This window comes from Actinomadura sp. J1-007, assembly GCF_009793335.1.
GTDB lineage: Bacteria > Actinomycetota > Actinomycetes > Streptosporangiales > Streptosporangiaceae > Spirillospora > Spirillospora yumaensis.
Window position 1 is genome coordinate 559,770 of the sequence record NZ_WING01000002.1, and the last position, 26,832, is coordinate 586,601.

Annotated in this window: 25 protein-coding genes and 1 pseudogene; 21 read left to right on the top strand and 5 right to left on the bottom strand. The window is 74.3% G+C overall.

From position 1 onward, the window contains the following. Positions 1-22: 22 nt before the first annotated feature. The 9 genes from GEV43_RS36545 to GEV43_RS36585 all read left to right on the top strand — a co-directional run bounded on the left by GEV43_RS36545 (position 23) and on the right by GEV43_RS36585 (position 9,930). Positions 23-673: a cysteine dioxygenase family protein gene (locus GEV43_RS36545; protein ID WP_160825313.1), complete on the top strand. Its 651-nt coding sequence runs from the start codon at positions 23-25 to the stop codon at positions 671-673. A gap of 97 nt (positions 674-770) precedes the next feature. Then, positions 771-1,601, top strand: a complete 831-nt coding sequence (locus tag GEV43_RS36550; protein ID WP_160825314.1) for an ABC transporter permease — start codon at positions 771-773, stop codon at positions 1,599-1,601. After that, the gene (locus tag GEV43_RS36555; protein WP_160825315.1) at positions 1,577-2,437 is read left to right on the top strand and encodes an ABC transporter ATP-binding protein; all 861 of its coding nucleotides are present in this window, start codon (positions 1,577-1,579) and stop codon (positions 2,435-2,437) included. The genes GEV43_RS36550 and GEV43_RS36555 overlap by 25 nt, the downstream gene beginning before the upstream one ends. Further along, on the top strand, positions 2,434-3,447 hold the full coding sequence (locus GEV43_RS36560) for an ABC transporter substrate-binding protein (RefSeq protein ID WP_160825316.1): 1,014 nt from the start codon (positions 2,434-2,436) through the stop codon (positions 3,445-3,447). The genes GEV43_RS36555 and GEV43_RS36560 overlap by 4 nt, the downstream gene beginning before the upstream one ends. Continuing rightward, positions 3,444-4,589 carry an LLM class flavin-dependent oxidoreductase gene (locus GEV43_RS36565; RefSeq protein WP_160825317.1) on the top strand — a complete coding sequence of 382 codons (1,146 nt, stop codon included), beginning with the start codon at positions 3,444-3,446 and terminating at the stop codon, positions 4,587-4,589. Before GEV43_RS36560 ends, GEV43_RS36565 begins: the two co-directional genes overlap by 4 nt. A gap of 55 nt (positions 4,590-4,644) precedes the next feature. Beyond that, positions 4,645-5,280 (top strand): class I SAM-dependent methyltransferase, encoded by a 636-nt coding sequence (locus GEV43_RS36570; RefSeq protein ID WP_160825318.1) that lies wholly within the window; start codon positions 4,645-4,647, stop codon positions 5,278-5,280. Between the two features lie 89 nt (positions 5,281-5,369). Beyond that, positions 5,370-6,830, top strand: coding sequence for a sugar porter family MFS transporter (locus GEV43_RS36575; protein WP_160825319.1), 1,461 nt, complete (start codon positions 5,370-5,372; stop codon positions 6,828-6,830). A gap of 293 nt (positions 6,831-7,123) precedes the next feature. Then, positions 7,124-9,100 (top strand): threonine--tRNA ligase, encoded by a 1,977-nt coding sequence (gene thrS, locus GEV43_RS36580; RefSeq protein WP_160825320.1) that lies wholly within the window; start codon positions 7,124-7,126, stop codon positions 9,098-9,100. A 212-nt stretch (positions 9,101-9,312) separates the two neighbouring features. After that, a complete protein-coding gene (locus GEV43_RS36585) occupies positions 9,313-9,930 on the top strand; it encodes a hypothetical protein (protein ID WP_160825321.1) in 618 nt (205 codons plus the stop codon). 300 nt (positions 9,931-10,230) lie between these two features. Here GEV43_RS36585 and GEV43_RS36590 read toward each other — a convergent pair whose 3' ends face one another. Then, a complete protein-coding gene (locus GEV43_RS36590; protein WP_206681561.1) occupies positions 10,231-10,920 on the bottom strand; it encodes an Asp23/Gls24 family envelope stress response protein in 690 nt (229 codons plus the stop codon). Positions 10,921-11,116: 196 nt separating this feature from the next. Here GEV43_RS36590 and GEV43_RS36595 point away from each other — a divergent pair, with 196 nt between their 5' ends. Both GEV43_RS36595 and GEV43_RS36600 read left to right on the top strand, forming a co-directional pair. Beyond that, complete coding sequence (locus GEV43_RS36595) at positions 11,117-11,746, top strand: HIT domain-containing protein (protein ID WP_241684172.1); 630 nt, start codon at positions 11,117-11,119, stop codon at positions 11,744-11,746. Positions 11,747-11,854: 108 nt separating this feature from the next. Next, positions 11,855-12,262 carry a thiol-disulfide oxidoreductase DCC family protein gene (locus GEV43_RS36600; protein ID WP_160825323.1) on the top strand — a complete coding sequence of 136 codons (408 nt, stop codon included), beginning with the start codon at positions 11,855-11,857 and terminating at the stop codon, positions 12,260-12,262. Between the two features lie 24 nt (positions 12,263-12,286). Here the strand turns inward: GEV43_RS36600 and GEV43_RS36605 are convergent, their stop codons facing one another. The 4 genes from GEV43_RS36605 to GEV43_RS36620 form a co-directional block, all read right to left on the bottom strand. Further along, entirely contained in the window at positions 12,287-13,279 is a 993-nt protein-coding gene (locus GEV43_RS36605; protein WP_160825324.1) for an HTTM domain-containing protein, read from the bottom strand. After that, positions 13,276-13,731 (bottom strand): hypothetical protein, encoded by a 456-nt coding sequence (locus tag GEV43_RS36610; protein ID WP_160825325.1) that lies wholly within the window; start codon positions 13,729-13,731, stop codon positions 13,276-13,278. Before GEV43_RS36610 ends, GEV43_RS36605 begins: the two co-directional genes overlap by 4 nt. 9 nt (positions 13,732-13,740) lie before the next feature. Further along, complete coding sequence (locus GEV43_RS36615) at positions 13,741-14,583, bottom strand: polysaccharide deacetylase family protein (protein ID WP_160825326.1); 843 nt, start codon at positions 14,581-14,583, stop codon at positions 13,741-13,743. Positions 14,584-14,920: 337 nt separating this feature from the next. After that, entirely contained in the window at positions 14,921-17,089 is a 2,169-nt protein-coding gene (locus GEV43_RS36620) for an elongation factor G-like protein EF-G2 (protein ID WP_160825327.1), read from the bottom strand. A gap of 372 nt (positions 17,090-17,461) precedes the next feature. On the opposite strand from GEV43_RS36620, the gene pgsA reads away from it, so the two are divergent. From pgsA to eis, 10 genes and pseudogenes are all read left to right on the top strand, one after another. Beyond that, entirely contained in the window at positions 17,462-18,163 is a 702-nt protein-coding gene (gene pgsA, locus GEV43_RS36625; protein WP_160825328.1) for a phosphatidylinositol phosphate synthase, read from the top strand. Then, positions 18,160-19,101, top strand: coding sequence for a phosphatidylinositol mannoside acyltransferase (locus tag GEV43_RS36630; protein ID WP_160825329.1), 942 nt, complete (start codon positions 18,160-18,162; stop codon positions 19,099-19,101). The genes pgsA and GEV43_RS36630 overlap by 4 nt, the downstream gene beginning before the upstream one ends. Continuing rightward, positions 19,098-20,291 carry a glycosyltransferase family 4 protein gene (locus GEV43_RS36635; RefSeq protein WP_160825330.1) on the top strand — a complete coding sequence of 398 codons (1,194 nt, stop codon included), beginning with the start codon at positions 19,098-19,100 and terminating at the stop codon, positions 20,289-20,291. Before GEV43_RS36630 ends, GEV43_RS36635 begins: the two co-directional genes overlap by 4 nt. Before the next feature lie 11 nt (positions 20,292-20,302). After that, positions 20,303-20,839: a LemA family protein gene (locus tag GEV43_RS36640; RefSeq protein WP_160825331.1), complete on the top strand. Its 537-nt coding sequence runs from the start codon at positions 20,303-20,305 to the stop codon at positions 20,837-20,839. A gap of 315 nt (positions 20,840-21,154) precedes the next feature. Next, positions 21,155-21,943, top strand: coding sequence for a DUF3048 domain-containing protein (locus GEV43_RS36645; protein ID WP_241684173.1), 789 nt, complete (start codon positions 21,155-21,157; stop codon positions 21,941-21,943). Positions 21,944-22,157: 214 nt separating this feature from the next. After that, positions 22,158-23,096 (top strand): pyridoxal 5'-phosphate synthase lyase subunit PdxS, encoded by a 939-nt coding sequence (gene pdxS, locus GEV43_RS36650; protein WP_160825332.1) that lies wholly within the window; start codon positions 22,158-22,160, stop codon positions 23,094-23,096. A 250-nt stretch (positions 23,097-23,346) separates the two neighbouring features. Then, positions 23,347-23,955 (top strand): DUF6928 family protein, encoded by a 609-nt coding sequence (locus GEV43_RS36655; protein WP_241684174.1) that lies wholly within the window; start codon positions 23,347-23,349, stop codon positions 23,953-23,955. 152 nt (positions 23,956-24,107) lie between these two features. After that, positions 24,108-24,713, top strand: a complete 606-nt coding sequence (pdxT, locus tag GEV43_RS36660) for a pyridoxal 5'-phosphate synthase glutaminase subunit PdxT (RefSeq protein ID WP_160826044.1) — start codon at positions 24,108-24,110, stop codon at positions 24,711-24,713. Between the two features lies 1 nt (position 24,714). Beyond that, a pseudogene (locus tag GEV43_RS36665) lies at positions 24,715-25,469 on the top strand (YebC/PmpR family DNA-binding transcriptional regulator). 89 nt (positions 25,470-25,558) lie between these two features. Beyond that, positions 25,559-26,725 (top strand): enhanced intracellular survival protein Eis, encoded by a 1,167-nt coding sequence (gene eis / locus GEV43_RS36670; RefSeq protein ID WP_160825333.1) that lies wholly within the window; start codon positions 25,559-25,561, stop codon positions 26,723-26,725. Positions 26,726-26,832 lie beyond the last annotated feature (107 nt).

Consider the following 26,832-nt stretch of genomic DNA (forward strand, 5'->3'; position numbering starts at 1 on the left):
CCACGAGGAGAGCACGCCCGCGATGCCCGTCACCACCGGCTCCACCCTGCCCGCGCCCGACCCGAACGGCCCGAACAGCCCGCACGGTCCGAACCGTCCTGACGACGCGAACCGCCCCGACGGCACGGAAGGCCCTGACGCCGCCGGCGCCCGTTCCGGCCCGCGGTCCGGCGCGAGCACCCGCACCCGCTCCCGCTCCCGCACTCGGTCGCGCGGACGTTCCGCCGGCGACCGCGCGTTCGCGCCGCCCCGCCTGGAGGAACGGGCCCGCGCCCTCGCCGCGCGTCCCGAGGACTGGCTGCACCGGGTCCGGCTGAGCCCGGACGGCCGCTGGTACGAGCGGCTCCACCAGGACGCCGACCACGAGGTCTGGGTCATCAGCTGGCTGCCCGGCCAGTCGACCGGCTTCCACGACCACGGCGGCTCGTCCGGCGCGTTCGCCGTCGCGCTCGGCGCGCTGGAGGAGCACCGCGTGCACGCGGGGCGCGGCCTCGGCGCGGGGCAGTCCCGCTCGTTCGGGCCCGACTACGTGCACGACGTGCGCAACACCTCCGCCGCCCCGGCGGTGAGCGTGCACGTCTACGCGCCGCCGCTGAGCTCGATGCGGCGGTACGACGTGGACGCGCAGGGCGAGCTGGTCGAGCTCGCCGCCGAGTCCACCGACGACTGGTGACCGGCCCCGCCGACCCCCCTGCCGCCCGGCCCGCCCGCACCTCCGCCCGGCCCGCCCGCACCGGGCCGTCGTACCGACCCCCCGAAGGACGTCCCCAGTGTCGACCTCGTCCCTGGACCTCGCCCGTCCGCAGACCCGCGCCGAGCCCCGGGCCGCCGCCCGCGCGCGCCCGTCGCCCGCCACGCTCGCCCGGCTGGTCAGCCCGCTCGTCGCGCTGGCGCTGTGGCAGCTCGCGTCCGGCACCGGCCTGCTGCCCGAACGACTCCTCTCCGCCCCGTCCACGGTCGCGTCCACCGGGCTCGACCTGCTGCGGGACGGCACGCTGACCGACGCGGTCGCCACGTCCGTGCGGCGGGCGGCCCTCGGCTTCCTCGCCGGAGCGGCCGCCGGGATCGGCCTCGCGGTCGTCGCCGGGCTCAGCCGGATCGGCGAGCACGCCGTCGATCCGCTGATGCAGATGCTGCGGGCGCTGCCGCTGTTCGGGCTGATCCCGCTGTTCATCCTGTGGTTCGGCATCGGCGAGACGCCGAAGGTCGCGCTGGTCGCGCTCGGCGTCGCGTTCCCGCTCTACCTCAACACGTTCGCGGGCATCCGCGGGGTGGACGGCCGCCTCGCCGAGGTCGCCCGGGTGCTGGACCTGAGCCGGCTCGGGCTGCTGCGGCACATCGTGCTGCCCGGCGCGCTGCCGCAGGCCCTGGTCGGGCTGCGGCAGAGCCTCGGCGTCGCCTGGCTCGCGCTGATCGTGGCCGAGCAGGTCAACACCGACGCCGGGCTCGGCTTCATGATCAACAACGCCCGCGAGTTCCTGCGCACCGACGTGGTCGTGCTCGGCCTCGCGGTGTACGCGGCGCTCGGCCTGCTGACCGACGCGCTCGTCCGGCTGCTGGAGAGGAGGGCCCTCGCATGGCGCAAGGGTTTCCTGGCCTGACCGGCGAACGCGCCGCCGGAGCCGACGACCGGGCGGAGTCCCGCGCCGTCGCGCGCGTGCGCGGGCTGACCCGGCGTTTCGGCGAACGGACCGTCCTGGACGGCGCGGACCTCACCATCGAGCGCGGCGAGTTCGTCGCGCTGCTCGGCCGCAGCGGCTCGGGCAAGTCCACGCTGCTGCGCGCGCTCGCGGGGCTCGACCGCGAGACCGGCGGCGACCTCGCCGTGGACGGGACGGTCGCGGTCGCGTTCCAGGAGCCGCGCCTCGTCCCGTGGAAGAAGGTCCGCGCGAACGTCGCGCTCGGACTGCGCACGAGCGGCGGAGGCGCGAGCGGCACGAGCGGCGGCGGCCCGCGCGCCGCCGCAGACAAGGCCCTCGCCGAGGTCGGGCTCGCCGAACGCGGCGACGCCTGGCCGCTCACCCTGTCCGGCGGCGAGGCCCAGCGCGCCTCGCTCGCCCGCGCCCTCGTGCGCGAGCCCGGGCTGCTCCTGCTGGACGAGCCGTTCAGCGCGCTCGACGCCCTCACCCGCATCACCATGCACCGGCTGGTGCTGGACCTGTGGGAACGGCACCGCCCCGGCGTCCTGCTCGTCACCCACGACGTGGACGAGGCGCTGCTGCTCGCCGACCGCGTGCTCGTCCTGGACGGGGGCCGCATCGCGCACGAGACCCGCGTCCGGCTGCCCCGCCCGCGCCCGCGCGACCACCCCGACCTGTCCGGCCTGCGCGCGACCCTGCTCGCCCGCCTCGGCGTCACCCCCGAAGACGCCCCGCAGGACGCCCCGCAGGACGTTCCGGGCGGCCCGCGCGCCGACGTCCCAGGAGAAACGCCATGACACGAACGAAACGGACGCTCGCCGCGGCCGTGCTCGCCCTCGGCCTCGCGGCGGCGGGCGCGGCGGCCTGCGGCGGCGGCGACGGCGGGGCGAACGCCGCGATCGGCCCGGACGGCAAGGTCGACCTCGCCAAGGTCACCCTGCGCGTCGGCGACCAGAAGGGCGGCCTGCGCGCGCTGCTCGGCGCGTCGGGCGACCTCGCCGGCGCCGCGTACCGGATCGAGTGGAAGCAGTTCACCTCCGGGCCGCCGCTGCTGGAGGCGGTGAACGCGGGCGCCGTGGACTTCGGCGCGGTCGGCAACACCCCGCCGGTCTTCGCCGCCGCCGCCGGATCCAAGATCAAGATCGTCGCGGGGGCCGACCTCGGCCTCACCGGCCAGGCCGTCCTCGTCCCGAAGGACTCCGCGATCCGCGCGCCCGCCGACCTGAAGGGCAAGCGGATCGGCGTGGCCAAGGGCAGCTCCGCGCACTACCACCTGCTGACCGTCCTGAAGAGGGCCGGGCTGGCGTTCGAGGACATCAGCCCGCAGTACCTCGCGCCGCCCGACGCCCTCGCCGCGTTCAGCTCCGGCAAGCTCGACGCCTGGGCGATCTGGGACCCGTACACCGCGCAGGGCGAGCGGCAGGCCGGAGGCCGCGCCCTGGTGAACGGCACCGGCTACACCACCGGCTACAACCTGATCGTCGCGTCCGGGAAGACGCTCAAGGACCGGGCGCGGGAGACCGCGCTGCGCGACTTCGTCACCCGGCAGCGCCGCGCGCTCGTCTGGTCGGCCCGCCACAGCGGGCGCTGGGCCGAGGTCTGGGCGAAGGACACCGGCCTCCCGCCGGAGGTCGCCGAGCTGGCCGCGCGCCGCCGCACGGCCGCCCTCATCAAGATCGACGACACGCTCGTGCGGAACGAGCAGCTCGTCGCCGACGCGTTCCGGGAGCAGCGGCTGATCCCCGGCAAGGTCGACATGGCCGCGTTCACCGACCGCCGGTTCAACGACATCGAGGACCCCGCATGACCCTGCGCTTCCACTGGTTCCTGCCCACCACCGGCGACAGCCGCGCCCTGATCGGCGGCGGCCACAGCGTCCCCGCCGGGGTCGGCCGGCCCGATGCCCGGCCGGGCACGGCCGACCGGATCAGGCCGCCGGACATCGACTACCTCGCGCAGGTCGCGCGGTCGGCCGAGCAGCTCGGGTTCGAGGCCGTGCTGACCCCGACCGGCACCTGGTGCGAGGACGCCTGGCTCGTCACCGCCGCGCTGCTGCGCGAGACGTCCCGGCTGAAGTACCTCGTGGCGTTCCGGCCCGGGTTCGTCTCGCCGACGCTCGCCGCGCAGATGGCCGCCACCTACCAGCGCGTCTCGAACGGGCGGCTCCTGCTCAACGTGGTGACCGGCGGCGAGCCGGCGGAGCAGCGGCGCTTCGGCGACCACCTCGCGCACGGCGACCGGTACGCCCGCACCGGCGAGTTCCTGTCGATCCTGCGCGGCGCCTGGTCCGGCGAGCCGTACGACTTCAAGGGCGAGCACTACCACGTGGACGGCGCGCTGGTCTCCCGCCCGCCGGACCCCGTTCCCGACATCTACTTCGGCGGGTCCTCCAAGGCCGCCGGGCCCGTCGCCGCCCGGCACGTCGACACCTACCTCACCTGGGGAGAGCCGCCCGCGCAGGTCGCCGAGAAGATCGACTGGATCCGGGGCCTCGCCGCCGCCGAGGGCCGGACGCTGCGCTTCGGCATCCGGCTCCACACGATCAGCCGCGACACGTCCGAGGCGGCGTGGGCGGAGGCGGCGCGGCTGCTGGACGGCGTCCGCCCCGGCGACGTCGCCAAGGCGCAGGAGGCGCTCGCCGCCAGCGAGTCCGAGGGCCAGCGGCGGATGCGGACCCTGCACGAGCGCTACCGCGCGAGCGGGTCCGTCCGCGACCTGGAGATCCACCCGGGCCTGTGGGCCGGCGTCGGCCTCGTCCGCGGCGGCGCCGGCACCGCCCTCGTCGGCAGCCACGCCGAGGTCGCCGACCTCATCGAGGAGTACGCGGCGCTCGGCATCGAGGAGTTCGTCATGTCCGGCTACCCGCACCTGGAGGAGGCGTACTGGTTCGGGGAGGGCGTCGTCCCCGAGCTGCGCCGGCGCGGCTCCGCCGTCCCCTCCCTCCCCTGAGGCCGGGCGGCCGCCCGGGTTGATCGGGGGCGGCGCGGGGCGGAGACTGCCGGATGTGAGCGTTGATCGTCGGCATCCGGTGTTCGCGCGGGTCTACCCGCGGCTCGACGCGGCGTCCGCGCGGATCGGCGGGGACGCGCACCGCGCCGAACTGCTGGACGGCGCGTCCGGCCGCGTCCTGGAGCTCGGCGCCGGGCACGGCGCCAACTTCCGCTTCTACCCGCCCGCCGTGACCGAGGTGGTTGCGCTCGAACCCGAGCCCCGGCTGCGCTCGCTCGCCGCCGGGGCGGCCTCCGCCGCGCCCGTCCCGGTCTCCGTGCGGCCCGGGATCGCCGAGGACCTCGACCTGGACGACGCGTCGTTCGACGCGGCCGTGGTCTCGCTCGTGCTGTGCTCGGTCCGCGACCCCGTCCGCGCCCTCACCGAGCTGCGGCGGGTGCTGAGGCCCGGCGGCGAGCTGCGCTACTACGAGCACGTGCGCGGACGATCGCCGGGAACGGTCAGGCTCCAGCGCCTCGCCGACGTGCTCTGGCCGTCCCTCGCGGCGGGCTGCCACGTCGGGCGGCCGACGGACCGGTGGATCGCCGGCTCGGGCTTCAGCGTCGTCCGGCAGCGGCGCTTCCGGTTCCCCGACTCGCGCGCCCCCAACCCGGCCGCGCCGCACGTCATCGGGGTCGCGGTCCGCGACTGACGCGCCCGCGGGCCGTCCGGCGGGCCCGGCGCGGCCGTCCGGAACGCCCCGCCCGCATAAGGTCCTTCCGATCGGGAAGATCAAGCGGCATGACCACAGGGCGTAGCGGCGCGGGCCGGGAGGCGGCGCCCGAGCAGGCCGGTCCCTCCCACTCCGCCGCCACCGCCGTGCTCCTCGCCGGCGCGGCGGCCCTCGGCGGGTTCCTCTTCGGCTACGACTCGTCGGTCATCAACGGCACGGTGGACGCGCTGAAGTCCACCTTCCACCTGAACTCGTTCGTCGTCGGCTTCGTCGTGTCCGCGGCCCTGCTCGGCTGCGCGGTCGGCGCCTGGTTCGCCGGGCCGCTCGCCGACCGGATCGGCCGGGTGCGGACGATGCTGATCGCCTCGCTGCTGTTCGTCATCAGCTCCGCCGGGTCCGCCCTGGCGTTCAGCGCCGTCGACCTCACGGCCTGGCGGCTGCTCGGCGGCGTCGCCATCGGCGCCGCGTCGGTGATCGCGCCCGCCTACATCGCCGAGATCGCGCCCGCCGAGCTGCGCGGACGGCTCGGCTCGCTCCAGCAGATGGCGATCGTCCTCGGGATCTTCGCCGCGCTGGTGGTCGACTACGTGATCGCCCGGGTCTCCGACGGCGGCGCGTCCGGAACGTTCCCCTGGGGCGGCGGCGCGTGGCGGTGGATGTTCGCCAGCGCGATCGTCCCGGCCGTCGTGTACGGCGTGATCGCGACGACGATCCCCGAGTCGCCCCGCTACCTGGTCAAGAAGAGGCAGGTCGGCCGGGCCCGGCAGGTGCTGGCGCGGGTGATGGGCCGCGGCGACGTGGACGCCAAGATCGACGAGATCGCCCGGTCCATCGAGACCGACCGGCCCGTCCGGCTGGGCGACCTGCGCGGCGCGTCCCTCGGGCTGAAGCCGATCGTGTGGGTCGGCGTCCTGCTGTCGGTGTTCCAGCAGTTCGTCGGCATCAACGTGATCTTCTACTACTCCTCGTCGCTGTGGCAGGCGGTCGGCTTCAGCGAGAACGACGCGATGCTCACCTCGGTGATCAACTCGATCGTCAACGTCGCCGCCACGCTCGTCGCGATCGCGCTGGTCGACCGGATCGGCCGGCGCCCGCTGCTGCTCGCCGGCGCCGCCGGGATGGCGGTCACGCTGGCGACCCTGACCGTCTGCTTCGCGACCGCCCCCGTCGTGGACGGCGACCCGGCGCTCGGCGACGTCGCCGGACCGGTCGCGCTCGTCGCCGCCAACCTCTTCGTGGTCTCCTTCGCCGCCTCCTGGGGCCCCGTCGTGTGGGTCATGCTCGGCGAGATGTTCAACAACTTCATCCGGGCGTCGGCGCTCGCCGTCGCCGCCGCCGCGCAGTGGCTCGCCAACTGGATCGTCACCACGACGTTCCCCGGCATCTCCGGGTTCTCGCTCGGCCTCGCCTACGGCATCTACACCCTCTTCGCGGTGCTCGCGCTCGTGTTCGTCCACCGCCTCGTCCCCGAGACCAAGGGGCGCGAGCTGGAGGACATGGACCAGATCCCATCCCCCCGCCGCACCTGACGCGCGCTCCCGGGCGCCCGGGCCGCGCTCCCGGACACCTGACGCGCGCTCCCGGACGCTGGGCGGGCCGCCGGGGCATCGGCTATCATGCTGGCCATGGCGGACGCGTTCTCGTTCGAGACGACGACGCCGGGTCACTCCCGGCGCGACGGCCGCTTGCCCTGAACCCAGACGAGCGGTGAGGCCCCGGGAGCGATCCCGGGGCCTCACGGCTTTCCGGGGGAGCGTCCGCGGGCCGGCGGTCGGTAGCATCGGCAGCCGCCCGTCCCACCCACCATCCACGAGGAGTACCCGTGTCAACCGTGTCAGAGCCGCGCATCACCCTCGACGGGAACGAGCGAGTGGTGCCCGCCGGCACGACCGCCGGGGAGGCCCTCCAGGCCGACGGGCGCACCGTCGTCGCGGCCCGCGTCAACGGCGAGCTCCGCGACCTGGCCCACCGGGTCGCCGACGGCGACGCCGTCGAGCCCGTCGAGATCGGCTCCGACGACGGCCGCGCGATCATGCGGCACTCCGCCGCGCACGTCATGGCGCAGGCCGTTCAGGAGCTGTTCCCCGAGGCCAGGCTGGGCATCGGCCCGCCCGTCGAGAACGGCTTCTACTACGACTTCGACGTCGCCGAGCCGTTCACCCCCGACGACCTCAAGCGCGTCGAGAAGCGGATGCGCGAGATCGTCAAGCAGGGCCAGCGGTTCGCCCGCCGCCCCGTCAGCGACGACGAGGCGCGCGCCGAGCTGGCGGACGAGCCGTACAAGCTGGAGCTCATCGGCCTGAAGGGCGCGGCGGGCGCCGACGACGGCGCGGACGTGGAGGTCGGCGCGGGTGAGCTGACCATCTACGACAACCTCGACGCCAAGACCGGCGACCTGCGCTGGAAGGACCTGTGCCGCGGCCCGCACCTGCCGACCACCCGCGTCATCCCGGCGTTCAAGCTGATGCGCACCGGCGGCGCGTACTGGCGGGGCAGCGAGAAGAACCCGCAGCTCCAGCGCATCTACGGCACCGCCTGGGAGTCCCGCGACAAGCAGGACGAGTACCTGCGGTTCCTGGAGGAGGCCGAGAAGCGCGACCACCGCAAGCTCGGCGCGGAGCTCGACCTGTTCTCGTTCCCGACCGAGATCGGCAGCGGCCTCGCCGTCTTCCACCCGAAGGGCGGCGTCGTCCGCCGGGTCATGGAGGACTACTCGCGCAAACGGCACGAGGAGGGCGGCTACGAGTTCGTCAACACCCCCCACATCACCAAGGAGGGGCTGTTCGAGACCTCCGGGCACCTGCCGTACTACGACGAGGACACCTTCCCGCCGTTCGACGTGGACGGCTCGAACTACCGGCTGAAGCCGATGAACTGCCCGATGCACAACCTGATCTTCAAGGCGCGCGGGCGGTCGTACCGGGAGCTGCCGCTGCGGCTGTTCGAGTTCGGCTCGGTCTACCGGTTCGAGAAGTCGGGCGTCGTGCACGGCCTCACCCGCGTGCGCGGCATGACCCAGGACGACTCGCACATCTACTGCACCAAGGAGCAGATGGGCGACGAGATCAGGAACCTGCTCACCTTCGTCCTGGACCTGCTGCGCGACTACGGCCTGAACGAGTTCTACCTGGAGCTGTCCACCCGCGACGACTCGCCCAAGTTCATCGGCGACGACGCCGACTGGGAGGAGGCGACCGAGGCGCTCAGCACCGCCGCCGCCGAGTCCGGGCTCGACCTGGTCGCCGACCCGGGCGGCGCCGCGTTCTACGGCCCGAAGATCTCGGTCCAGGCCAAGGACGCCATCGGCCGCACCTGGCAGCTGTCCACCATCCAGGTCGACTTCAACCAGCCGAAGCGGTTCGGGCTGGAGTACCAGGCGGCGGACGGCACCCGGCAGCGGCCCGTCATGATCCACCGGGCGCTGTTCGGGTCGATCGAGCGGTTCTTCGGCGTGCTGCTGGAGCACTACGCGGGCGCGATGCCGCCGTGGCTGTCGCCGGTGCAGGCCGTCGGCATCCCGATCGGCGACGCGCACGTCGCGCACCTGGAGAAGGTCGCGGCCGTGCTGCGCGACCGGGGCGTCCGCGTCGAGGTCGACACCTCCTCCGACCGGATGCAGAAGAAGATCCGCAACGCGCAGAAGCAGAAGATCCCCTACATGCTGCTCGCGGGCGACGACGACGTGGCGCGGGACGCGGTCTCGTTCCGCTACCGCAACGGCGAGCAGAAGAACGGCGTCCCGATCGAGGAGGCGGCCGACGAGATCGTCAAGGCGATCGAGGCCCGCGTCCAGATCTGACCCTGCGGTCCGCCCGCCCGGCGGCCCGGTTCCGGCGACCCGTCCGGCGGGCGGTCCGGCGGCCCCGTCCGGGCTCCGTCCCGGCGGCCCCGTCCGGCGCTGATCCGCGCCGGGCGGGGCCGTTCCGTACCCCCTCGCCGCCCGCCCCGCGTGACGCACGCGGAGTTGGTAGCCTCAACGGTCACCTGCCACCACCGGGGAGATGTGCGGAGATGAAGTCCACGAGGGCGGCCCGGCGCGCCCGGCGGTCGTTCTGGGCCCGGATCGCCGGATACGGCGGCGCCCTGCTCCTCGCGGCCGCGGCCGTCGTGGTCCTCATCCGTCCCGCCGTCAACAAGGACGCCGGGTCCGAGTCCGCCGGAGCCGAGACCTCGACCGCCCCGAGCGCGACGGCGGGCGCCGGCCCCGGCGGGGCCGGAGTGCCCGGCTACCCCGGGCCGTCCGCGGCGGCGTCCAACCCCGCGACGCAGCAGACCCGCGGCGGCAGCCCCTACCCGGGCGGGCAGGGCGGCGGCGGGGGAGGCCCCGCGATGCCCGGCCAGAACGGCTCGGGCGCCGGCATCTCCTGGTGCCCCGCCGGAACGGCCTCCTACCGGGCCGCGACCGGCGGGCTGGAGGTCTCCATCTCCGTCTCCGGCAGCGGCGCCGTACGGGCCGAGGTCACCGCGCGGGGCCGTTCGCCGGAGCCCCAGCAGGCGACCGTACGGGGCGGGAAGCCGCACAAGTTCCTGTTCAGGGGCGTCGCCCCGCAGTCGGTCGAACGCGTCAGGGTCACCACGGTGTCGGTCGGCGTCTCGATGCAGACCTGCTACGCCCGCCCGAGCGCCTGAACCGTCCCGCGGACGGTGCTTCCGCGGGCGCCTCCCGCTTCCGTGGACGTGCCCGCGGACGCCTCAGGCGGTCGTTCGCGGGGTGACGCGTGCCGCCGGGCGTCGCATACCGCCCGCGCCCGCCCGTCCCGGCAGAAACCGCTTGGTATGCATCGGTGCCGTGTCTAGAGTGCCAGTCCAGTCGCCGGGGTCGTTCCCGTGGGCGGGAGGGGAGCGACCCCGGGGACTCGTCCCGTACCGCCCTCCGGGCCCCTTCCCGCATGAGCCGTTCGGCGGTCCGGGGCCGTACGGGACGGGCGGTCAGGCGGACGGCCCGGGAGGCACCCGGACGTCCTCGACGGCCACGTTGACCTCCGCGACCCGCCTGCCGAGCATGAGCCCGGCCACGCGCGCCACGTTGGCCCGCACCGCGGTCGCCACGTCCATGATCACGCTGCCGTACTCGACGGCGACGCCGAGGTCGAGCGACACCTCCTCGTCGCGCAGGCGCACCGCGACCCCGCCGCCCCGGCCGGGCCCCTCGCGGGCCGTCAGCGCGACCACCCCGGCGACCTCCAGCGCCGCCAGCGTCGCGATCCTCACGACGACCTCGTCGTCGATGGTGATCCGGCCGCCGTAGCCGGGATCGCCGCCGTCGCGGCCCGGCGGGACGCGGTGGGCGCTGGACGCCCCCGCGGGCGCCGCCGACACGGCGGACGGCGTGGACGAGAGCGGCGTCGCGGGCGGGGCGCTGCCCGTCAGCGGCGTGGAGAGGGGCGGGGGAGCGGCGGGAGTCGGCGCGGCGAGCGGCGACCCCGGCGACCCCGGCGGGGGCCCGGAACCGGGCGGAGCCTCCGGCGCGTTCGGCGGCATCCCGGGCCCACCGGGCGCGTTGGGCGCGGTGCCGGGCGCGCCGGGCGCGCCGGGCGCGTTCGGCGGTCCGGACGGGCTCGGCGGGCCGGGGTAGAACGGCATGGAACCGGGCTCCGGAAGGGGGGTCTCCCCGGTCATCGAATCGGCTCCCCACGGGGTCGGACGCGTCCGCCCGGTGCTGGGGCGACGCGGTGTCGGAGTGGCGCGTGCGGCGTCACGAAAGTCTAGATTCGCGGGCGCGCGCCGGTGCCCGCCGGGGATCCCGACTTCAGGCCGGGCCGCTCCTCTCTCTATGCTGCTGGTCAGGGCCGTTGAACAAAAGGAGAGCGCCGCCTTGAGCGTAGAGCCGGAGGAGCCCGTGGTGCAGGAGGCGCGCGACGACGCGCCCGAGTCCGGTGCGGGGACGCCGTCCGGGCCCCGTTTGGAGGAGGAACGGGGCGGCGCGGGCATCCCCGACAACTTCCAGCGGCTGTGGACGCCGCACCGGATGGCCTACATCAAGGGCGAGAACAAGCCGGGCGGGCCGGAGGCCGAGGGCGCGTGCCCGTTCTGCGAGATCCCCAAGATGAGCGACGAGGACGGGCTGGTCGTCGCGCGCGGCGGGTCGGTGTTCGCGGTGCTGAACCTGTACCCGTACAACTCCGGCCACCTGATGGTCGTGCCGTTCCGGCACGTCGCCGACTACACCGAGCTGGACGAGGCCGAGTACACCGAGCTGGCCGTGTTCACGCGCCGGGCGCTCGCCGCGCTGCGCAAGGCGAGCGGCGCGCAGGGCTTCAACGTCGGCATGAACCTCGGCCAGGTCGCGGGCGCGGGCATCGCCGCGCACCTGCACCAGCACGTCGTGCCGCGCTGGGGCGGCGACACCAACTTCATGCCGGTCGTCGGGCACACCAAGGTGCTGCCGCAGCTCCTGCGCGACACCCGGCGGATGCTCGCCGACGCCTGGCCGCAGGACGTCTGACGCCGCCCGGCGGGCCGTCCGCGTCCGCCGCCCGCCGCGTGGAGGCGCGCCGCGCGGTCGGCGGCGGGCGGCGCGGAGGCCCGCCCGGCGGCGGGGCATGATGGGATCATGAAGCGACGCGAGCGGCCGGTGCTGGTCTACGACGGCGACTGCGGTTTCTGCACGTCGTCCGCCCGTTTCCTGGAACGGCGCATCCCCACCTCGGCCGAGGTCGTCGCGTTCCAGTTCGCCGATCTGGGGGCCCTCGGCACCACGCGGGAACGGGCCGGGCACGAGGTCCTGTGGATCGACCGCACGGGCCGCGTCTCCGGCGGGTCCGACGCGATCGGGCGGATGCTCACCGACGCGGGCGGCCTCTGGCGCGTCCCCGGCGTCCTGATGCGCGTGGCGCCGCTGAGCTGGCTGGCCAGCGCCGCGTACCGGCTGGTCGCCGACAACCGGCAGCGGATGCCCGGCGGCACGGCCGCGTGCAGGCTGCCCCCCGACAGGCGTCCGGGCGCGACCGCCGGGAAGTGACGCGGACCGTACGGGCCGCGCCGGTCAGGACGGCAGGGGCGTGCGGTCGCCGCGGGGGCCGGGCGGCTCGGAGCCGTCCGCCCGCTCCTCCTCCGCGGCGGGGCTCGCGCCGGGGGCCGCGCCGAGCCACCCCCGGACCCGCGCGGGCAGCCGGTCGGTGACCCGCTCCAGCGGCAGGAACGCGCTCAGGAAGATCGCGTGCGGCAGGAAGTGGATGGTCATCAGCGCGTACGTCACGGCGTGGAACAGCGCGAAGCCGATCACCCCGAGGTACAGCGGCCGGCCGCGGACGAACAGCAGCGCGGGCGAGGTGAACTCCGCGACGAACGTGCCCCACTGGCTGATCTTGAGCATCAGCGGGAACTGGATGAGGCTGCGCCCGAACGGCGTCCCCCGGCGGCTCAGCGCCCACTGCACGGTCGCGCCGTTCGGCCACTCGGGGAACCCGCCGACGCGGATCTTGGCCCAGGACGACAGGAAGTAGGCGGCGACGACCGAGACCTGGATCGAACGGGTCGACCACCCCGCCGCCTCGCTGCCCCTCCGGTCGCCGAACCCGGCCCGCCCGACGCTCGGCAGCACCCACAGCGCGACGACGAGCGCCAGGTGGTCGTGGTCGACCTTGCCGTACGACATGCTGATCGTGACCCACCACAGGTAGCCCGCGGCGGCGACGTAGCCGGTCGCGCGCGGCAGCACCCGGCCGGTCATGGCGACCAGCCCGGCCGCGATCGTGACGACGAGCACCGTGTACATCGCGGCGGGCGTCGGCGCGGGCAGGTGCAGCCAGCGGGCGAGCCGCACCGGCTGGTACAGGTCGGCGGGCAGCCGCGCGTGCGCGAGCGAGCTGCTGGTCAGCAGGAGCATGTCGAACGGCAGGAACACGTAGGCGACGACCCGCAGCCACGCGATCCGCGCGCGGGGGATCGGCCCGTACCACCACCGCCCCCAGGGCGTCGCGGGCCTGCGCCCCTGCCCGGCGTCGCCGGCGGGCGAGGGCTCGCCGGGGGCCGTCATCGAACGTTCCAGGTGACGCGGGTCTGGAGGACGGTCTTGACGACCTTGCCGTGCTTCAACGTCTGGACCTGCTTCACGATGTAGATCTTCGTCAGCCGGGGCTTGCCCGGGTGCAGCCTCCGCTGGCCGTCGGCGATGCCCTGGAGCAGCGAGGGATCGCGGACGAGCCGGTCCATCTGGCCCTCGATCTCGGCGCGCTTCATGCCCGAGCCGACCGCGTCCATGGACAGCTTGACGTGCTCGCCGGCCGCGGTGTCGGCCTCCAGCCAGTGCGAGTGGATCTCCCCGCCGTCGTTCTTGACCGAGAACGCGAACTGCGTCATCGGGCCCAGCGGGAAGTCGTCGTCCGACCCGTACGCGCTGGTGTAGAAGAGCCCGCCGATCATGGCCGCGGCGACCAGCGACCGCCAGAGCCGGGCGCGCGAGCCCAGGCGAGAGACCACCAGATGCATCTCGTCAGCTTAGGGCCGCGCGGGACCTGAGGCGTGCCGGGTCGCCGGGTCCGCGGGGCTTGGGGACGCCGGGCGCGCTTGGCCCGCGTTGAGGCGCGGGGCGGCGGGGCCGGGGTGTTCGCCCTGCTCGGGGCGGCGGGTGCCGCCGGGGCGGGTGGACGCCTCGCGCAGCTGCGACACGGTGACGAACTCGAAGCCCTTGCCGCGCAGCCCGCGGATCATCGCGGGCAGCTCCCGGACGGCGGTCTCGCGGCTCGGCGCGCCGACGTCGTGGGCGAGGACGATCGTGCCCGGACGGGCGTTGTCGACGATGGCCTCGACCATGGCCTCGGGGCGCTTGTGCAGCTTGCGGTCCTGGACGAGCAGCGACCACAGCGCCAGGTCGTAGCCGTGCTCGCCCGCGACGTGCAGGGTCGTCCCGCCGACGCGGCCCCACGGCGGGCGCAGCAGCCGGGCCTCCTTGCCCGTGACCTCCCTGATCGCCAGGTGGGTGCGGTGGATCGACCGGTAGGCGTCGCGGTGGCTCATCGTGGACAGGTCGTCGTGCCGCCAGGTGTGGTTGCCGATCTCGTGGCGGTCGAGGCGGCCGCGCACGAGCCCGGCGTTGCGCCGCATCCGGCTGCCGACGACGAAGAACGTCGCGGGGACCTTCGCCTCCTCCAGCGCGTCCAGCGCCTGCGGCGTCCAGTGCTCCATCGGCCCGTCGTCGAACGTGAGCGCGACGAGGCGCCGGTCGGTGTCGACGGCCCAGACGACGTCGACCTGGTGCTCGGGCGGCTGCCAGGAGTCGACCGACGACGCCGACGCGGGCGTGGGCGGGACCTGCCGCTCCCACGCCTGCTGGGCGACCACGCCGGCGCCGCCGGCGAGCAGCCCGCCCGCCGCGAGCCCGATCCTCTTGATGACCTTCCGGCGTCCCAGCGCCTCCGGCTGCGGTCTTTCCCCGAGTTCCCCATAACGATGTCAGAATTTCACGTCCTTACCAGGACACCATCGACCGCATGGCCGAATCGTGGATCAGCCTCAGGGATGAGACATGGGGGGACTTGAGGGGCATACCCCCAGATAGCGTCGTCCACCCGCCCGGCGCGCCGCGCCGCCGGCCGGGCCGAGGGGACGGGCCCGGCCGGCGGCGGACGCCGGGCCGGAGGGCGGCGGGGAGGAGGTACGGGGCAGGGGTACCGCCGGGTCAGCCTCCTCCGGCGTCCTCGGCGGCGAGCTTGTCGGCCAGGTGGGCGGGGAGCGGCTCGTACCGCAGGAACGCGCGGCTGAACGTGCCGGTGCCCTGCGACATCGACCGCAGGTCGATCGCGTACCGGACGACCTCCAGCTGCGGCACCTCCGCCTTGACCATGGTCCGGCCGCCCGGGACTGACTGCGAGCCGAGCACCCGGCCTCGCCGCGAGGTGAGGTCGGACATGACCGGGCCCACGTACTCGTCGGCGACGAGCACCGACAGCTCGTCCACCGGTTCGAGCAGCAGGACCGGGACCTGGGACGCGGCGTCCTTCAGCCCGAGCGCGCCGGCCGCCTGGAACGCCATGTCGGACGAGTCGACCGAGTGCGCCTTGCCGTCGTACAGCGTGACCTTGATGTCGACCAGGGGGTAGCCCGCGTGCACGCCGCGCGCCATCTGCTGCCTGACGCCCTTCTCGACCGACGGGATGAACTGGCGCGGCACGACCCCGCCGACGATCTTGTCGACGAACTCGAAGCCCCCGCCGGACGGCAGGGGCTCGACCTCGATGTGGCAGATGCCGTACTGGCCGTGCCCGCCGCTCTGCTTGACGTGCCGCCCGAGGCCCTTGGCCTTCCCGCCGAACGTCTCGCGCAGCGGGATGCGCAGGTCCACCCGTTCGACCTCGACGCCGTAGCGGGTGCGGAGCCGTTCGATGAGGACGTCGGCGTGCGCCTCGCCCATGCACCACAGCACGAGCTGGCGGGTCTCGGCGTTGTTCTCCAGCCGCAGGGTGGGGTCCTCGGCGACGAGCCGGCCGAGCGCCTGGCTCAGCTTGTCCTCGTCGGCCTTGGACCGCGCGCGGATCGCCACCGGCAGCAGCGGGTCGGGCATCGACCAGGGCGCCATGACCATCGGCGCGGCCGGGTCGGAGAGGGTGTCGCCGGTCTCGGCGCGGGCGAGCTTGGCGACGGCGCACACGTCGCCCGCCCGGCACGCCGTGGCCGTGCGCTGCGTCTTGCCGAGCGGCGAGGTGAGCGCGCCGACGCGCTCGTCCACGTCGTGGTCCTCGTGGCCGCGGTCCTCCAACCCGTGCCCGGACACGTGCACGGTCATGTCGGGACGCAGCGTGCCCGAGAAGACCCGCACCAGCGAGATCCGGCCCACGTACGGGTCGGAGGTGGTCTTGACGACCTCGGCGACCAGGGGCCCGTCGGGATCGCAGCGCAGCTCCTTGGGCGGCCCGCCCTTGACGGGCGTGACCGGCGGGATGCCGTGTTCGAGCGGGGACGGGAACGCCTGCGTGACGACCTCCAGCAGCTCGCGCATCCCGACCACCGGCCCGGGGTGGTCGCCGTGCGGGACGGACGTGGCGAGCACGGGGTAGAAGCTGCCGCGCGCGACGGCGGTCTCCAGGTCCTCGACCAGGGCCTTGACGTCGATCTCCTCGCCGGACAGGTACCGGTCCATGAGGGTCTCGTCCTCGGACTCCTGGATGATCCCCTCGATGAGCGCGGCGCGCTGCTCGGCGATCTGGTCCACGAACTCCGGGTCGGGCGCGCACTCGACCCGTTCGCCGCTGGAGTAGTCGAAGCAGCGCTGGGTGAGCAGGCCCATCAGGCCCTTCAGGCCGTCGCCGGAGCCGACCGGGAAGTAGCAGGGGAGCACGCCCTCGCCGAAGGCGTCCTGGCAGGACAGCACCACGTCGTCGAAGTCGCCGCGCTGCTGGTCGATCTTGGTGATCACCACGGCGCGGGGCATCCCGACGGCGGCGCACTCCTCCCAGAGCATCCGGGTGAGGCCGTCGATGCCGTCCACCGCCGAGATCACGAACAGGGCCGCGTCGGCGGCCCGGAGCCCGGCGCGCAGGTCGCCGACGAAGTCGGCGTAGCCGGGGGTGTCGATCAGGTTGACCTTGATGTCGCCGTACATGAACGGGGCCAGGGCGAGGTTGACCGAACGCTGCTGGCGCACCTCGACCTCGTCGAAGTCGCTGACCGTGGTGCCGTCCTCGACCCGGCCGGGCCGCTGGACGGCGCCCGTCGCGGCGAGGAGCGCCTCGGCGAGCGTCGTCTTCCCCGCCCCGGAATGGCCGACCAGCGCGACGTTGCGCACCCTGTCGCACTGCCCGGCCTCCGGCGCCCTGCCGGGGGCTCCCGGGTGGCCTCCCTTGTCCGCCATGACTACCTCCTCGGACGGGCCTCCCCGCGGAGGCCCGCGTGCGGCTGGGGCCCGGCCCGACGGGGCCCGGCCCTGACGTCCGAGTGCGGCGCCCGGCCTGTGCGACGTGCGTGACCGACGTCACACCCGTGCCAACACCCTTTCCCGTGGCGGCGCGGATCACAAGGGGTGGGCGGCAAACCCGGCGCATCTCTTGGCGGGCGCGCCGGTCCGGAGCGCCGCCGGCACCCCCGGAAGGGGGCCGCCGCACTACGATGGGCCCGCCGTGCGGCCCCGCCCGCCCGCCGGCCGGGCCCGTCCGAGACCGCGTCCGGCCCGCCCGCCGCGCCCGGCCGGCCGGCTCCCGACTCGACATCACAAGAACGGACGGCGATGCTCAACAAAGTGCGGCCCGCGCTGGGCCGCGTCCTGACCCCCATCGGCCGGGCCGTCGCCCGGACCGGGGTCTCGCCCAACGCGATCACCGTCGTGGGCACCGCCGGCGTCATGGCCGGCGCCCTCGGCTTCTTCCCGCGCGGGGAGTTCTTCTGGGGCACGATGGTCATCACCGCGTTCGTGCTGTTCGACATGCTGGACGGCGCGGTCGCGCGGGTCACCGGCAAGATCTCCAAGTTCGGCGCGTTCCTCGACTCGACCATGGACCGGGTCGCCGACGCCGCGATCTTCTCCGGGCTGATGATCGGCCTCTACCGCGACGACCAGGAGCAGCTCGCGGCGGTCGCGCTCTACTGCCTGGTCGCCGGCGTCGTCGTCTCGTACGCCAAGGCGCGCGCCGAGGGCCTCGGCTACACCTGCGACGTCGGCATCGCTGAGCGCGCCGAACGGCTGCTGATCGCGCTCGTCGCCGCCGGGCTGGACGGGCTCGGCGTGCCGTTCATCCTCGCGCTGGCCCTGTGGGTGCTCGCGGTCCTGTCCACGGTCACCGTCCTCCAGCGGTTCGCGACCGTCTACCGGCAGGCGACCGCCCCCGCGCCCGCCGACCCCGGCGCGCCCGCGCCCGCCGAGCCCGGGCCCGCCGTCCGGAACGGCGCGGAGCCGCAGGCCGGCGCCCCGGCGCCGGAGAGGCGCGGATGACCGTGAACCTCCGGGCCCCCGCGCCCGCGCAGGTGCGCGACGACGTGATGGACGCGGCGTACGCCCTCGGGTGGGGCGTGGTCCGCAAGATGCCCGAGGGGGCGGCGCGGCTGGCGTTCGCGGCCCTCGCCGACCGCACCTGGCAGCGGCACGGCCGGGGCGTCCGGCAGCTCGAACGCAACCTGTGCCGCGTGCTCGGCAAGGCGGAGGTGGACGACGAGGTCCGCGTCCTGAGCAGGAAGGTGCTGCGCTCCTACTTCCGCTACTGGCTGGAGGTCTTCCGGCTGCCCGAGTACGACCGCGAGCGCATCGTCGGGAAGATGCGCGTCACCGGGCACGAGAAGATCTTCGAGAACCTCGACGCGGGCCGCGGCGTGATCCTCGCGCTGCCGCACATGGGCAACTACGAGCACGCCGGCGCGTGGCTCGTCCACCAGGGCCACCCGTTCACCACGGTCGCCGAGCGGCTCAGGCCCGAGTCGCTGTTCGACCGTTTCGTCGCGTTCCGTGAGAGCCTGGGCATGGAGGTGCTGGCGCACCAGGGCGCCTCGGCGTACGGGCGGCTCGCGCAGCGGCTGCGCGCGGGACGCCCGGTGTGCCTGGTCGTCGACCGCGACCTGACCGCGGGCGGCGTCGACGTCGAGTTCTTCGGGGCCACCGCGCGGATGCCCGGGGTGGCGGCGGCCCTGGCGACGCGGACCGGCGCGGCGCTCATCCCGGTCACGCTGTGGTACGAGGGCGAGTACTGGGCGGCGCGCGTGCACGAGGAGATCCCGGTTCCGGGCGAAGGCGGCGGACAGGAGAGGATCCAGGCGATGACCCAGGAACTCGCGCGGGTCTTCGAGGCGGGCATCAGGGCCCACCCCGAGGACTGGCACATGCTCCAGAAGGTCTGGGTGGACGACCTGCCGGGCGCCGGCCGGGGGGCCGGCCGGTGAGGGTCGGCATCGTCTGCCCGTACACCTGGAACGTCCCCGGAGGCGTCCAGCAGCACATCCGCGACCTCGCCGAGGCGCTGATCGGGTTCGGCCACCACGTGTCGGTGATCACGCCGGCCGACGACGACGCCCGGCTGCCCGCCTACGTGGTGTCGGCCGGGCGCGCGGTCCCGGTGCCCTACAACGGGTCGGTGGCGCGGCTCGCGTTCGGGTTCCTGTCGTCCGGGCGGGTGCGGCGGTGGATCAACGAGGGCCGCTTCGACGTGCTGCACGTCCACGAGCCCGCCGCGCCGTCGCTCGGCCTGCTCGCGTGCTGGGCCGCGGACGGCCCGATCGTCGGCACCTTCCACGCCTCGTACGAGAAGTCGCGGGTGGTGTCGGTGACCGCGCCGATCCTCCAGAGCGCGCTGGAGAAGATCACCGGCCGGATCGCGGTGTCCGAGGCCGCCCGCAAGACCCTGGTCGAGCATCTCGGCGGCGACGCGGTCCTGATCCCCAACGGCGTCGCGACCGAGCGCTACGCGATGGCCGCGCCGCTCCCGGGCTGGCCCGGCCGCGGCGACGGCGCGGACGGCGCGGACGGCGACCGCGAGGGCGGCGCCGGACGGGCCGGGGGAGGGGCGCTCGGCTTCCTCGGCCGCATGGACGAGCCGCGCAAGGGCCTCCAGGTGCTGCTGCGGGCGTTCGAGATCCTCGGGCGCGAGCGGCCGGGGCTGCGGCTGCTGCTCGCGGGGCCGGGCGACGCCGACGAGGTGGTCTCCCGGGTCTCGCCGGGGCTGCGCGGACGGGTCGTCGTGCTCGGCATGGTGAGCGAGGAGGACAAGATCCGCGCCTACCACTCGGTGGACGTGTTCGTCGCGCCCAATCTCGGCGGCGAGAGCTTCGGCATCGTCCTCGCCGAGGCGATGTCGGCGGGCGCGCCCATCCTCGCCAGCGACATCGAGGCGTTCGACCGGGTGCTGCTCGGCGGGCGCGCCGGGGCGCTGTTCCCGGTCGGCGACCACGAGGCGCTCGCCGCGGCGGCGGGTGAGCTGCTCGACGACCCGGCGCGGCGCAAGCACCTGTCGGCCGAGGCGCGCGCGGCCGTGCGGGCGTACGACTGGTCGTCGGTGGCCCGCGACGTGCTGCGCGTGTACGAGACGGTCGCCGCCGGCGACGCGGGCGTCGTCGAGTCCGGCCTCGGGGCCTAGGAGGAGGCCGGGTGTTCCCCGACTGGATCATCGATGTGCTGTTCTGGATCGCCGTCGTCTTCCTCGCCGGCGTGTACGTCTCGTGGCGCGCGACGCGGCTGGACCGGCTGCACGTGCGGGTGGAGACGGCCCGCGCCGCGCTGGACGCCGCGCTCGTGCGGCGGGCCGCGGCGGCGCTGGAGCTGGCGGCGTCCCGGCTGCTCGACCCGGCGACCAGCCTCGTGCTCGCGACCGCCGCGCACGAGGCCCGCACCGCCGACGCCGACAACCGCGAGTTCGCCGAGAGCGACCTGTCGCGGGCGCTGCGGGCGGTGGTCGACCAGCCCGAGTTCGTCGGCGCCCTGACCGCCGAGGCCGACGGGCCGACCGTGCTGGAGGAGCTGTCCTCGTCGGCGGCCAAGGTGGCCTACGCCCGGCGCTTCTACAACGACGCGGTCTCGCAGGCCCGGATCGCCCGCCGCAAGCTGCTGATCCGGGTGCTGCCGCTCGCGGGCAAGGCCCCGCTGCCGGGCTTCTTCGAGATCGACGACGACCCGCCGGGCATCTGACCATCACCCCCCATAGCAGGACAAACGCCTAATTCTGATTCGCTACCCTCGGGCGGGTCGCCGCATGGGAGGGAAACATCGTGCGTTTCGTCTGGGATCGTTCCGTCCGCGGACGGGTGACCGCCGGGCTCGGCGTCCTCGTGCTCGGGGCGCCCTGGCGGCCTGCTCCGGCTCCGGCGGCGGGGACGGCGCGCGACCGCCGGGCGCCCCGGGGACGGACGGCTCCGCCGCGCCGACCACCCACCCGTTCACCGGGGCCGGACCGGCCTGCGCAACCCGGTCCTCGCGGTCAAGATCGAGAACACCCGGCCCGCGATGCCGCAGACCGGCGTCCGCTCGGCCGACATCGTGTACGTCGAGCAGGTCGAGGGCGGCGAGACCCGGCTGATGGCCGTCTACTCGTCCAGGCTGCCGAAGCGGGTCGGGCCCGTCCGCAGCGCCCGCATCTCCGACCTGCACCTGCTGCCGCAGTTCGGCCGCCCGGCGTTCGCGTTCTCCGGCGTGCAGAGCAAGATGAAGAAGTACATCCGCAGGGCGCCGGTGTACGACATCTCCCAGGACAACGCGGGCTCGGCCTACTTCCGCGCCGGTCCGAAGCCGATCCCCTACAACCTCTACGCCGACCCCCGGAATCTCCTGAAGCACGCCCCGAACGCCGCGCCGCCCCGCGACATCGGCTTCCGTTTCGGTCCGGCGCCCGCGGGCGGCAAGCCGACCCGCGGCTTCACCGCCAAGTGGCCCGCCACGACCATGGGCTTCACCTGGTCGGCCAAGCAGCGCCGCTGGCTGGCGTCCTGGGGCGGGCAGCCCGACCGGGCCGCCGAGGGCGGGATCCTGGGCGGCCAGACCATCGTCGTGCAGTACGCCAAGACGACCCGTTCGCCGTTCCACGACTTCCTGGGCAGCTACACGCCGCTGATCCACACCACCGGAACGGGCCGCGCCACGGTCCTGCGCGACGGCAAGGCGTACGACGCCAAGTGGTCGCGGCCGAGCGCCGGCAAGGGCACGACCTACACCACCCCGGACGGCAAGCCGATGACGTTCGCGCCCGGCCAGGTCTGGGTCGTCCTCCTCAACGACGGCAAGCCCTACCAACCCTGATCCCGAACGGCGCGAGGGGCCCTCGGCGGGGGCGCCCTCCGAGGGCCTCCGCCGGGCCGGAGGCGGGCGGTCCGGGGTGTAAGGAGCCGTTCCCGGGCACGCGGCTGTACACGGCGTAAGGCCGCCCCGCCTTCCGTTGACACTGTGGCGGGTCGAACAGCGTGACGAGCAGGCAATATCATGGAACCTGATCTGTCGTCCGTTCATGTGAGGAATGCCCGTGTCCACTCCCAGTCCCGACGCACAGCCGAGTCCCGCCGCCGACGGCGCCCCCGCGACCGGGACCGCCCGCGTCAAGCGCGGCATGGCGGAGATGCTCAAGGGCGGCGTGATCATGGACGTCGTCACCCCCGAGCAGGCCAGGATCGCCGAGGACGCCGGCGCGGTGGCCGTCATGGCGCTGGAGCGGGTGCCCGCCGACATCCGCGCCGAGGGCGGCATCTCCCGGATGAGCGACCCCGACATGATCGACGGGATCATCCAGGCCGTCTCCATCCCCGTCATGGCCAAGGCCCGGATCGGCCACTTCGTCGAGGCCCAGGTGATCCAGGCGCTCGGCGTCGACTACATCGACGAGTCCGAGGTGCTCACCCCGGCCGACTACGAGAACCACATCGACAAGTGGGCGTTCACCGTGCCGTTCGTGTGCGGGGCGACCAACCTCGGCGAGGCGCTGCGCCGCATCACCGAGGGCGCGGCGATGATCCGCTCCAAGGGCGAGGCGGGCACCGGCGACGTCTCCAACGCCACCACGCACATGCGCAGGATCCGCGGTGAGATCCGGCGCCTGCGGTCGCTGCCCGAGGACGAGCTGTTCGTGGCCGCCAAGGAGCTCCAGGCCCCGTACGAGCTGGTCAAGGAGGTCGCGGAGGCCGGCAAGCTGCCGGTCGTGCTGTTCACCGCGGGCGGCATCGCCACCCCGGCCGACGCCGCGATGATGATGCAGCTCGGCGCCGAGGGCGTGTTCGTCGGCTCGGGCATCTTCAAGTCCGGCAACCCCGCGCAGCGCGCCGAGGCCATCGTGAAGGCCACCACCTTCCACGACGACCCCGACGTGATCGCCAAGGTCTCCCGCGGCCTCGGCGACGCCATGGTCGGCATCAACGTCGCGTCCCTCGGCGAGGACCAGAAGTTCGCCGGCCGCGGCTGGTGACGCCGGCCGCCGCGACCCGCCGCTGACCGGCGGCGACCGCGGCCCGCCCCGCCGGGGCGGCCCGTCGGACGACCCGCCCCCGGGCCCGCGCCCGGGGGCGGACGCGTGTCCGGGACCGGACCAAGTGACCGGTCGGTTACTTCCGGTGCCCCCTCCACAGCGCGCCCTGGCAGGGTTTACGCTGGCCGCGCGGCCGGTGGGGGAGGGCGAACCCCGGGCGGTGCCCGGCCGCGGGAGGGGACGAGATGGGTTGGTCGGTCGCACTGGCCTGCGCGAGCGTGGGAGCCCCGCCGAGGTGTTCCGGCCCGGCCTGAGACCCGATCCGGCCGCCGCCGCCGCGCTGGCCAAGGGCCTGTACCCGGCGGCGACCCTCACCGAGACCGGCGACACCGTCCTGGACTTCGCGCTCTGGCCCTACGAGGACGAGCTGTTCGTCGGCGCCTACGACCGCGCCCTGCTGCTGTGCGACCGGCGCCTGTTCTGCCTGGACGACGACGCCCGCCGCATCGCCGACACCGCCGCCGCGGCCCTGCCCGGCGCGGGCTGCGGCGTGCTCGTCCTGCACAACGTCGTGTCCGGCTGCTGGTTCCGCTGGTACGAGGCGGGCGAGCTGCGCCGCGACGTGTTCGTCACCGCCGAGGACGGCGTGGTCGTCGACCAGGGCGCCCGGCTGCCCGTCGAGCGCCCGTTCTGGGACGCGATCGACGCCGGCGCCCCCGACGTGCCGCTGCCGTTCGACCCCGAGGAGTTCGGCCTCGCGCTCGCCGAGCGCTACATGTTCGGGCGCGGCATCGCCGACCGCGGCGGGGACGGGTTCCTCCCCCTCGAACTCCCGCTGCGCCGCTTCAAGCACGGCTAGCCCCCTCCGGGCCCGGCCGGAACGCCCGAGTCCCGCACGTTCGCGCGCCGTACGGGCCGTTCGCGGGAAGATCGGGAGTGGGGGCGGGCGTTGTCGAAGATGGAACCCGAACCCCTCCCCCGAAAGGCTCGTCCGTGACTGCTGCCGTGCCCATGATCGGAGTCCTCGCCCTCCAGGGCGACGTGCGCGAGCACGCCCGCGCCCTGGAGGCCGCCGGAGCCCGCGCGACGACCGTGCGCCGCCCCGAGGAGCTCGAACGGGTCGACGGCCTCGTGCTCCCCGGCGGCGAGTCCACCACGATGTGGCGGCTGGCGCGCACGTTCGACCTGCTCGAACCGCTGCGCAAGCGGATCGAGGCCGGGATGCCCGCGTACGGCTCCTGCGCCGGGATGATCATGCTCGCGGACCGGATCCGGGACGGCGCGGACGGCCAGGAGACCGTCGGCGGCATCGACATGACCGTGCGCCGCAACGCGTTCGGCCGCCAGGTCGACTCGTTCGAGTCCGACGTGGAGCTGACCGGTATGGGCGACACGCCGTACCACGCCGTTTTCATCCGCGCGCCCTGGGTGGAGGCCGTCGGCGACTCGGTCGAAGTCCTCGGCCGCTCCGAGACCGGACGGAACGCCGGTAGGATCGTCGCCGTCCGCCAGGGCCGGCTGATGGCCACAGCGTTCCATCCGGAGCTGACGGGCGACCACCGAGTGCACCACTACTTCGCCGATCTGGTGCGCCGGGCGACGAAGCAGGAGGATTGACATGTCCGGCCATTCCAAATGGGCGACCACCAAGCACAAGAAGGCGGCCCTCGACGCCAAGCGGGGCAAGCTCTTCGCCAAGCTGATCAAGAACATCGAGGTGGCGGCGCGGACCGGCGGCGGCGACCCCGACGCCAACCCCACCCTCTACGACGCCATCTACAAGGCGAAGAAGAACTCGGTCCCCAACGACAACATCGAGCGCGCGCGCAAGCGCGGCGCCGGTGAGGAGGCCGGGGCGCCGACTGGCAGAACATCACCTACGAGGGCTACGCCCCCGGCGGCGTCGCGGTGCTCGTCGAGTGCCTCACCGACAACCGCAACCGCGCCGCGTCCGAGGTCCGGGTCGCGCTGACCCGCAACGGCGGCTCGCTCGCCGACCCCGGCTCGGTGTCGTACCTGTTCAACCGCAAGGGCGTGGTGATCGTCCCGAAGTCCGGCACCAGCGAGGACGACGTGATGATGGCGGTCCTGGACGCCGGGGCCGAAGAGGTCAACGAGCTCGACGAGGACAACTTCGAGGTCGTCAGCGAGGCCGGCGACCTGGTCGCGGTCCGCACCGCCCTCCAGGACGCCGGCATCGACTACGAGTCGGCCGAGTCCAAGTTCCTGCCGAGCGTCACCGTCCCCCTCGACGAGGACAGCGCCAAGAAGGTGTTCCGCCTGCTCGACGCGCTGGAGGACTCCGACGACGTCCAGGACGTCTACGCCAACTTCGACGTCCCCGACGACGTGCTGGCCAAGATCGACGCCTGACGCGGGACCCCGTTCCCCGGCGTCCTCGAACGCCGCCGCGCCCGATTTAACGGGACGCGGCGGCGTCGTCGTTCGCGTACGGTCTGATCATGGAGATTCGCGCTCTCACCACGACCGAGGAGTTCGAGGCCACCCGCGACATCCGCTCCAGGGCGTTCGGCCCGCTGGCCGACGACGAGTGGGCCGCCCGCGTCGGCGCCGCGCGGGAGAACCTCGACAAGCGGCGCTACTTCGCCGGCTACGAGGACGGCCGCGTCGTCGCCGTCGCGCATCTCCACGACATGGACCAGTGGTGGAACGGCCGGCCGGTGTCGATGGGCGGCGTGAGCGGCGTGACCGTCGCGCCGGAGGCCCGCGGGCGCGGCGTCGGCGGCGCGCTCATGCGGTACGTGCTCGAACGCTGCGCCGGGTTCGGCCACGCGGTGTCGATGCTCTATCCGGCCACCACCGCCCTGTACCGCTCGCTCGGCTGGGAGCACGCGGGCGCGCAGAACTGGCTCGACCTGAGCGCGTCCGACCTGCGCGACCTGCGCGCCGGCGACCCCGTCCGGGTGCGCCGCGCCGGACCGGACGACGCCGCCGAGGTCGTCTCGGTGCTGCGAAGGGTGCACGAGGCCGCGCGCGACAGCGGGCCGATCGACCGCCGCGAGCAGCGGTGGCGGTTCGAACTCGGCCAGCCCGACCTGTACTACTACCTGGCCGAGGACGGCTTCCTCGCCTACAGGTGGGGCCAGGGCAACGAGGTCTTGCGCGTCGAGAGGCTCGTCGCGGGCTCGGAGGCGACCTACCGGGCGCTGTGGGGCATCGTCGGCTCCGGCTCGACGATCGCCCGGACGGTCCGCGCCTGCGTCTCGCCGTACGACCCGGTGCTGTGGCTGCTGCGCGACCGCGACGACGAGGACGTCGCCCGCCACCAGTGGATGCTGCGCGTGGTGGACGCGCCGGCGGCGATCGCGGCGCGCGGCTATCCCGCCGGGCTGTCGGCCGAGGTCCCGCTCGTCGTCGAGGACGCGCTGCTGCCCGATAACTCGGGAGCCTGGCGGCTGATCGTCAAGGACGGCGAGGGACGGCTGGAGCGCGCCACGTCCGAGGACGCCGGGGCCGTCCGCGTCGGGATCCGGGGCCTGTCCGCCCTCTACGCGGGCCTCCCGGCGAGCACGCTGAGCCGCTCCGGGCTGGCCGCCGGCGACGCCGGCGCGCTCCACGCCCTGTCCGCCGCGTTCGCCGCCGCCCCGTTCTCCCTCGACTACTTCTGACCGGCCGCGGCCGTACGCCCGGCCCCGGCCGCGCGTACGGCGGGACACGCCCGCCGCGCGGGCGACCGATGTCATCCTGGTCCGATAACGTGTCGGCTGCCGAACAG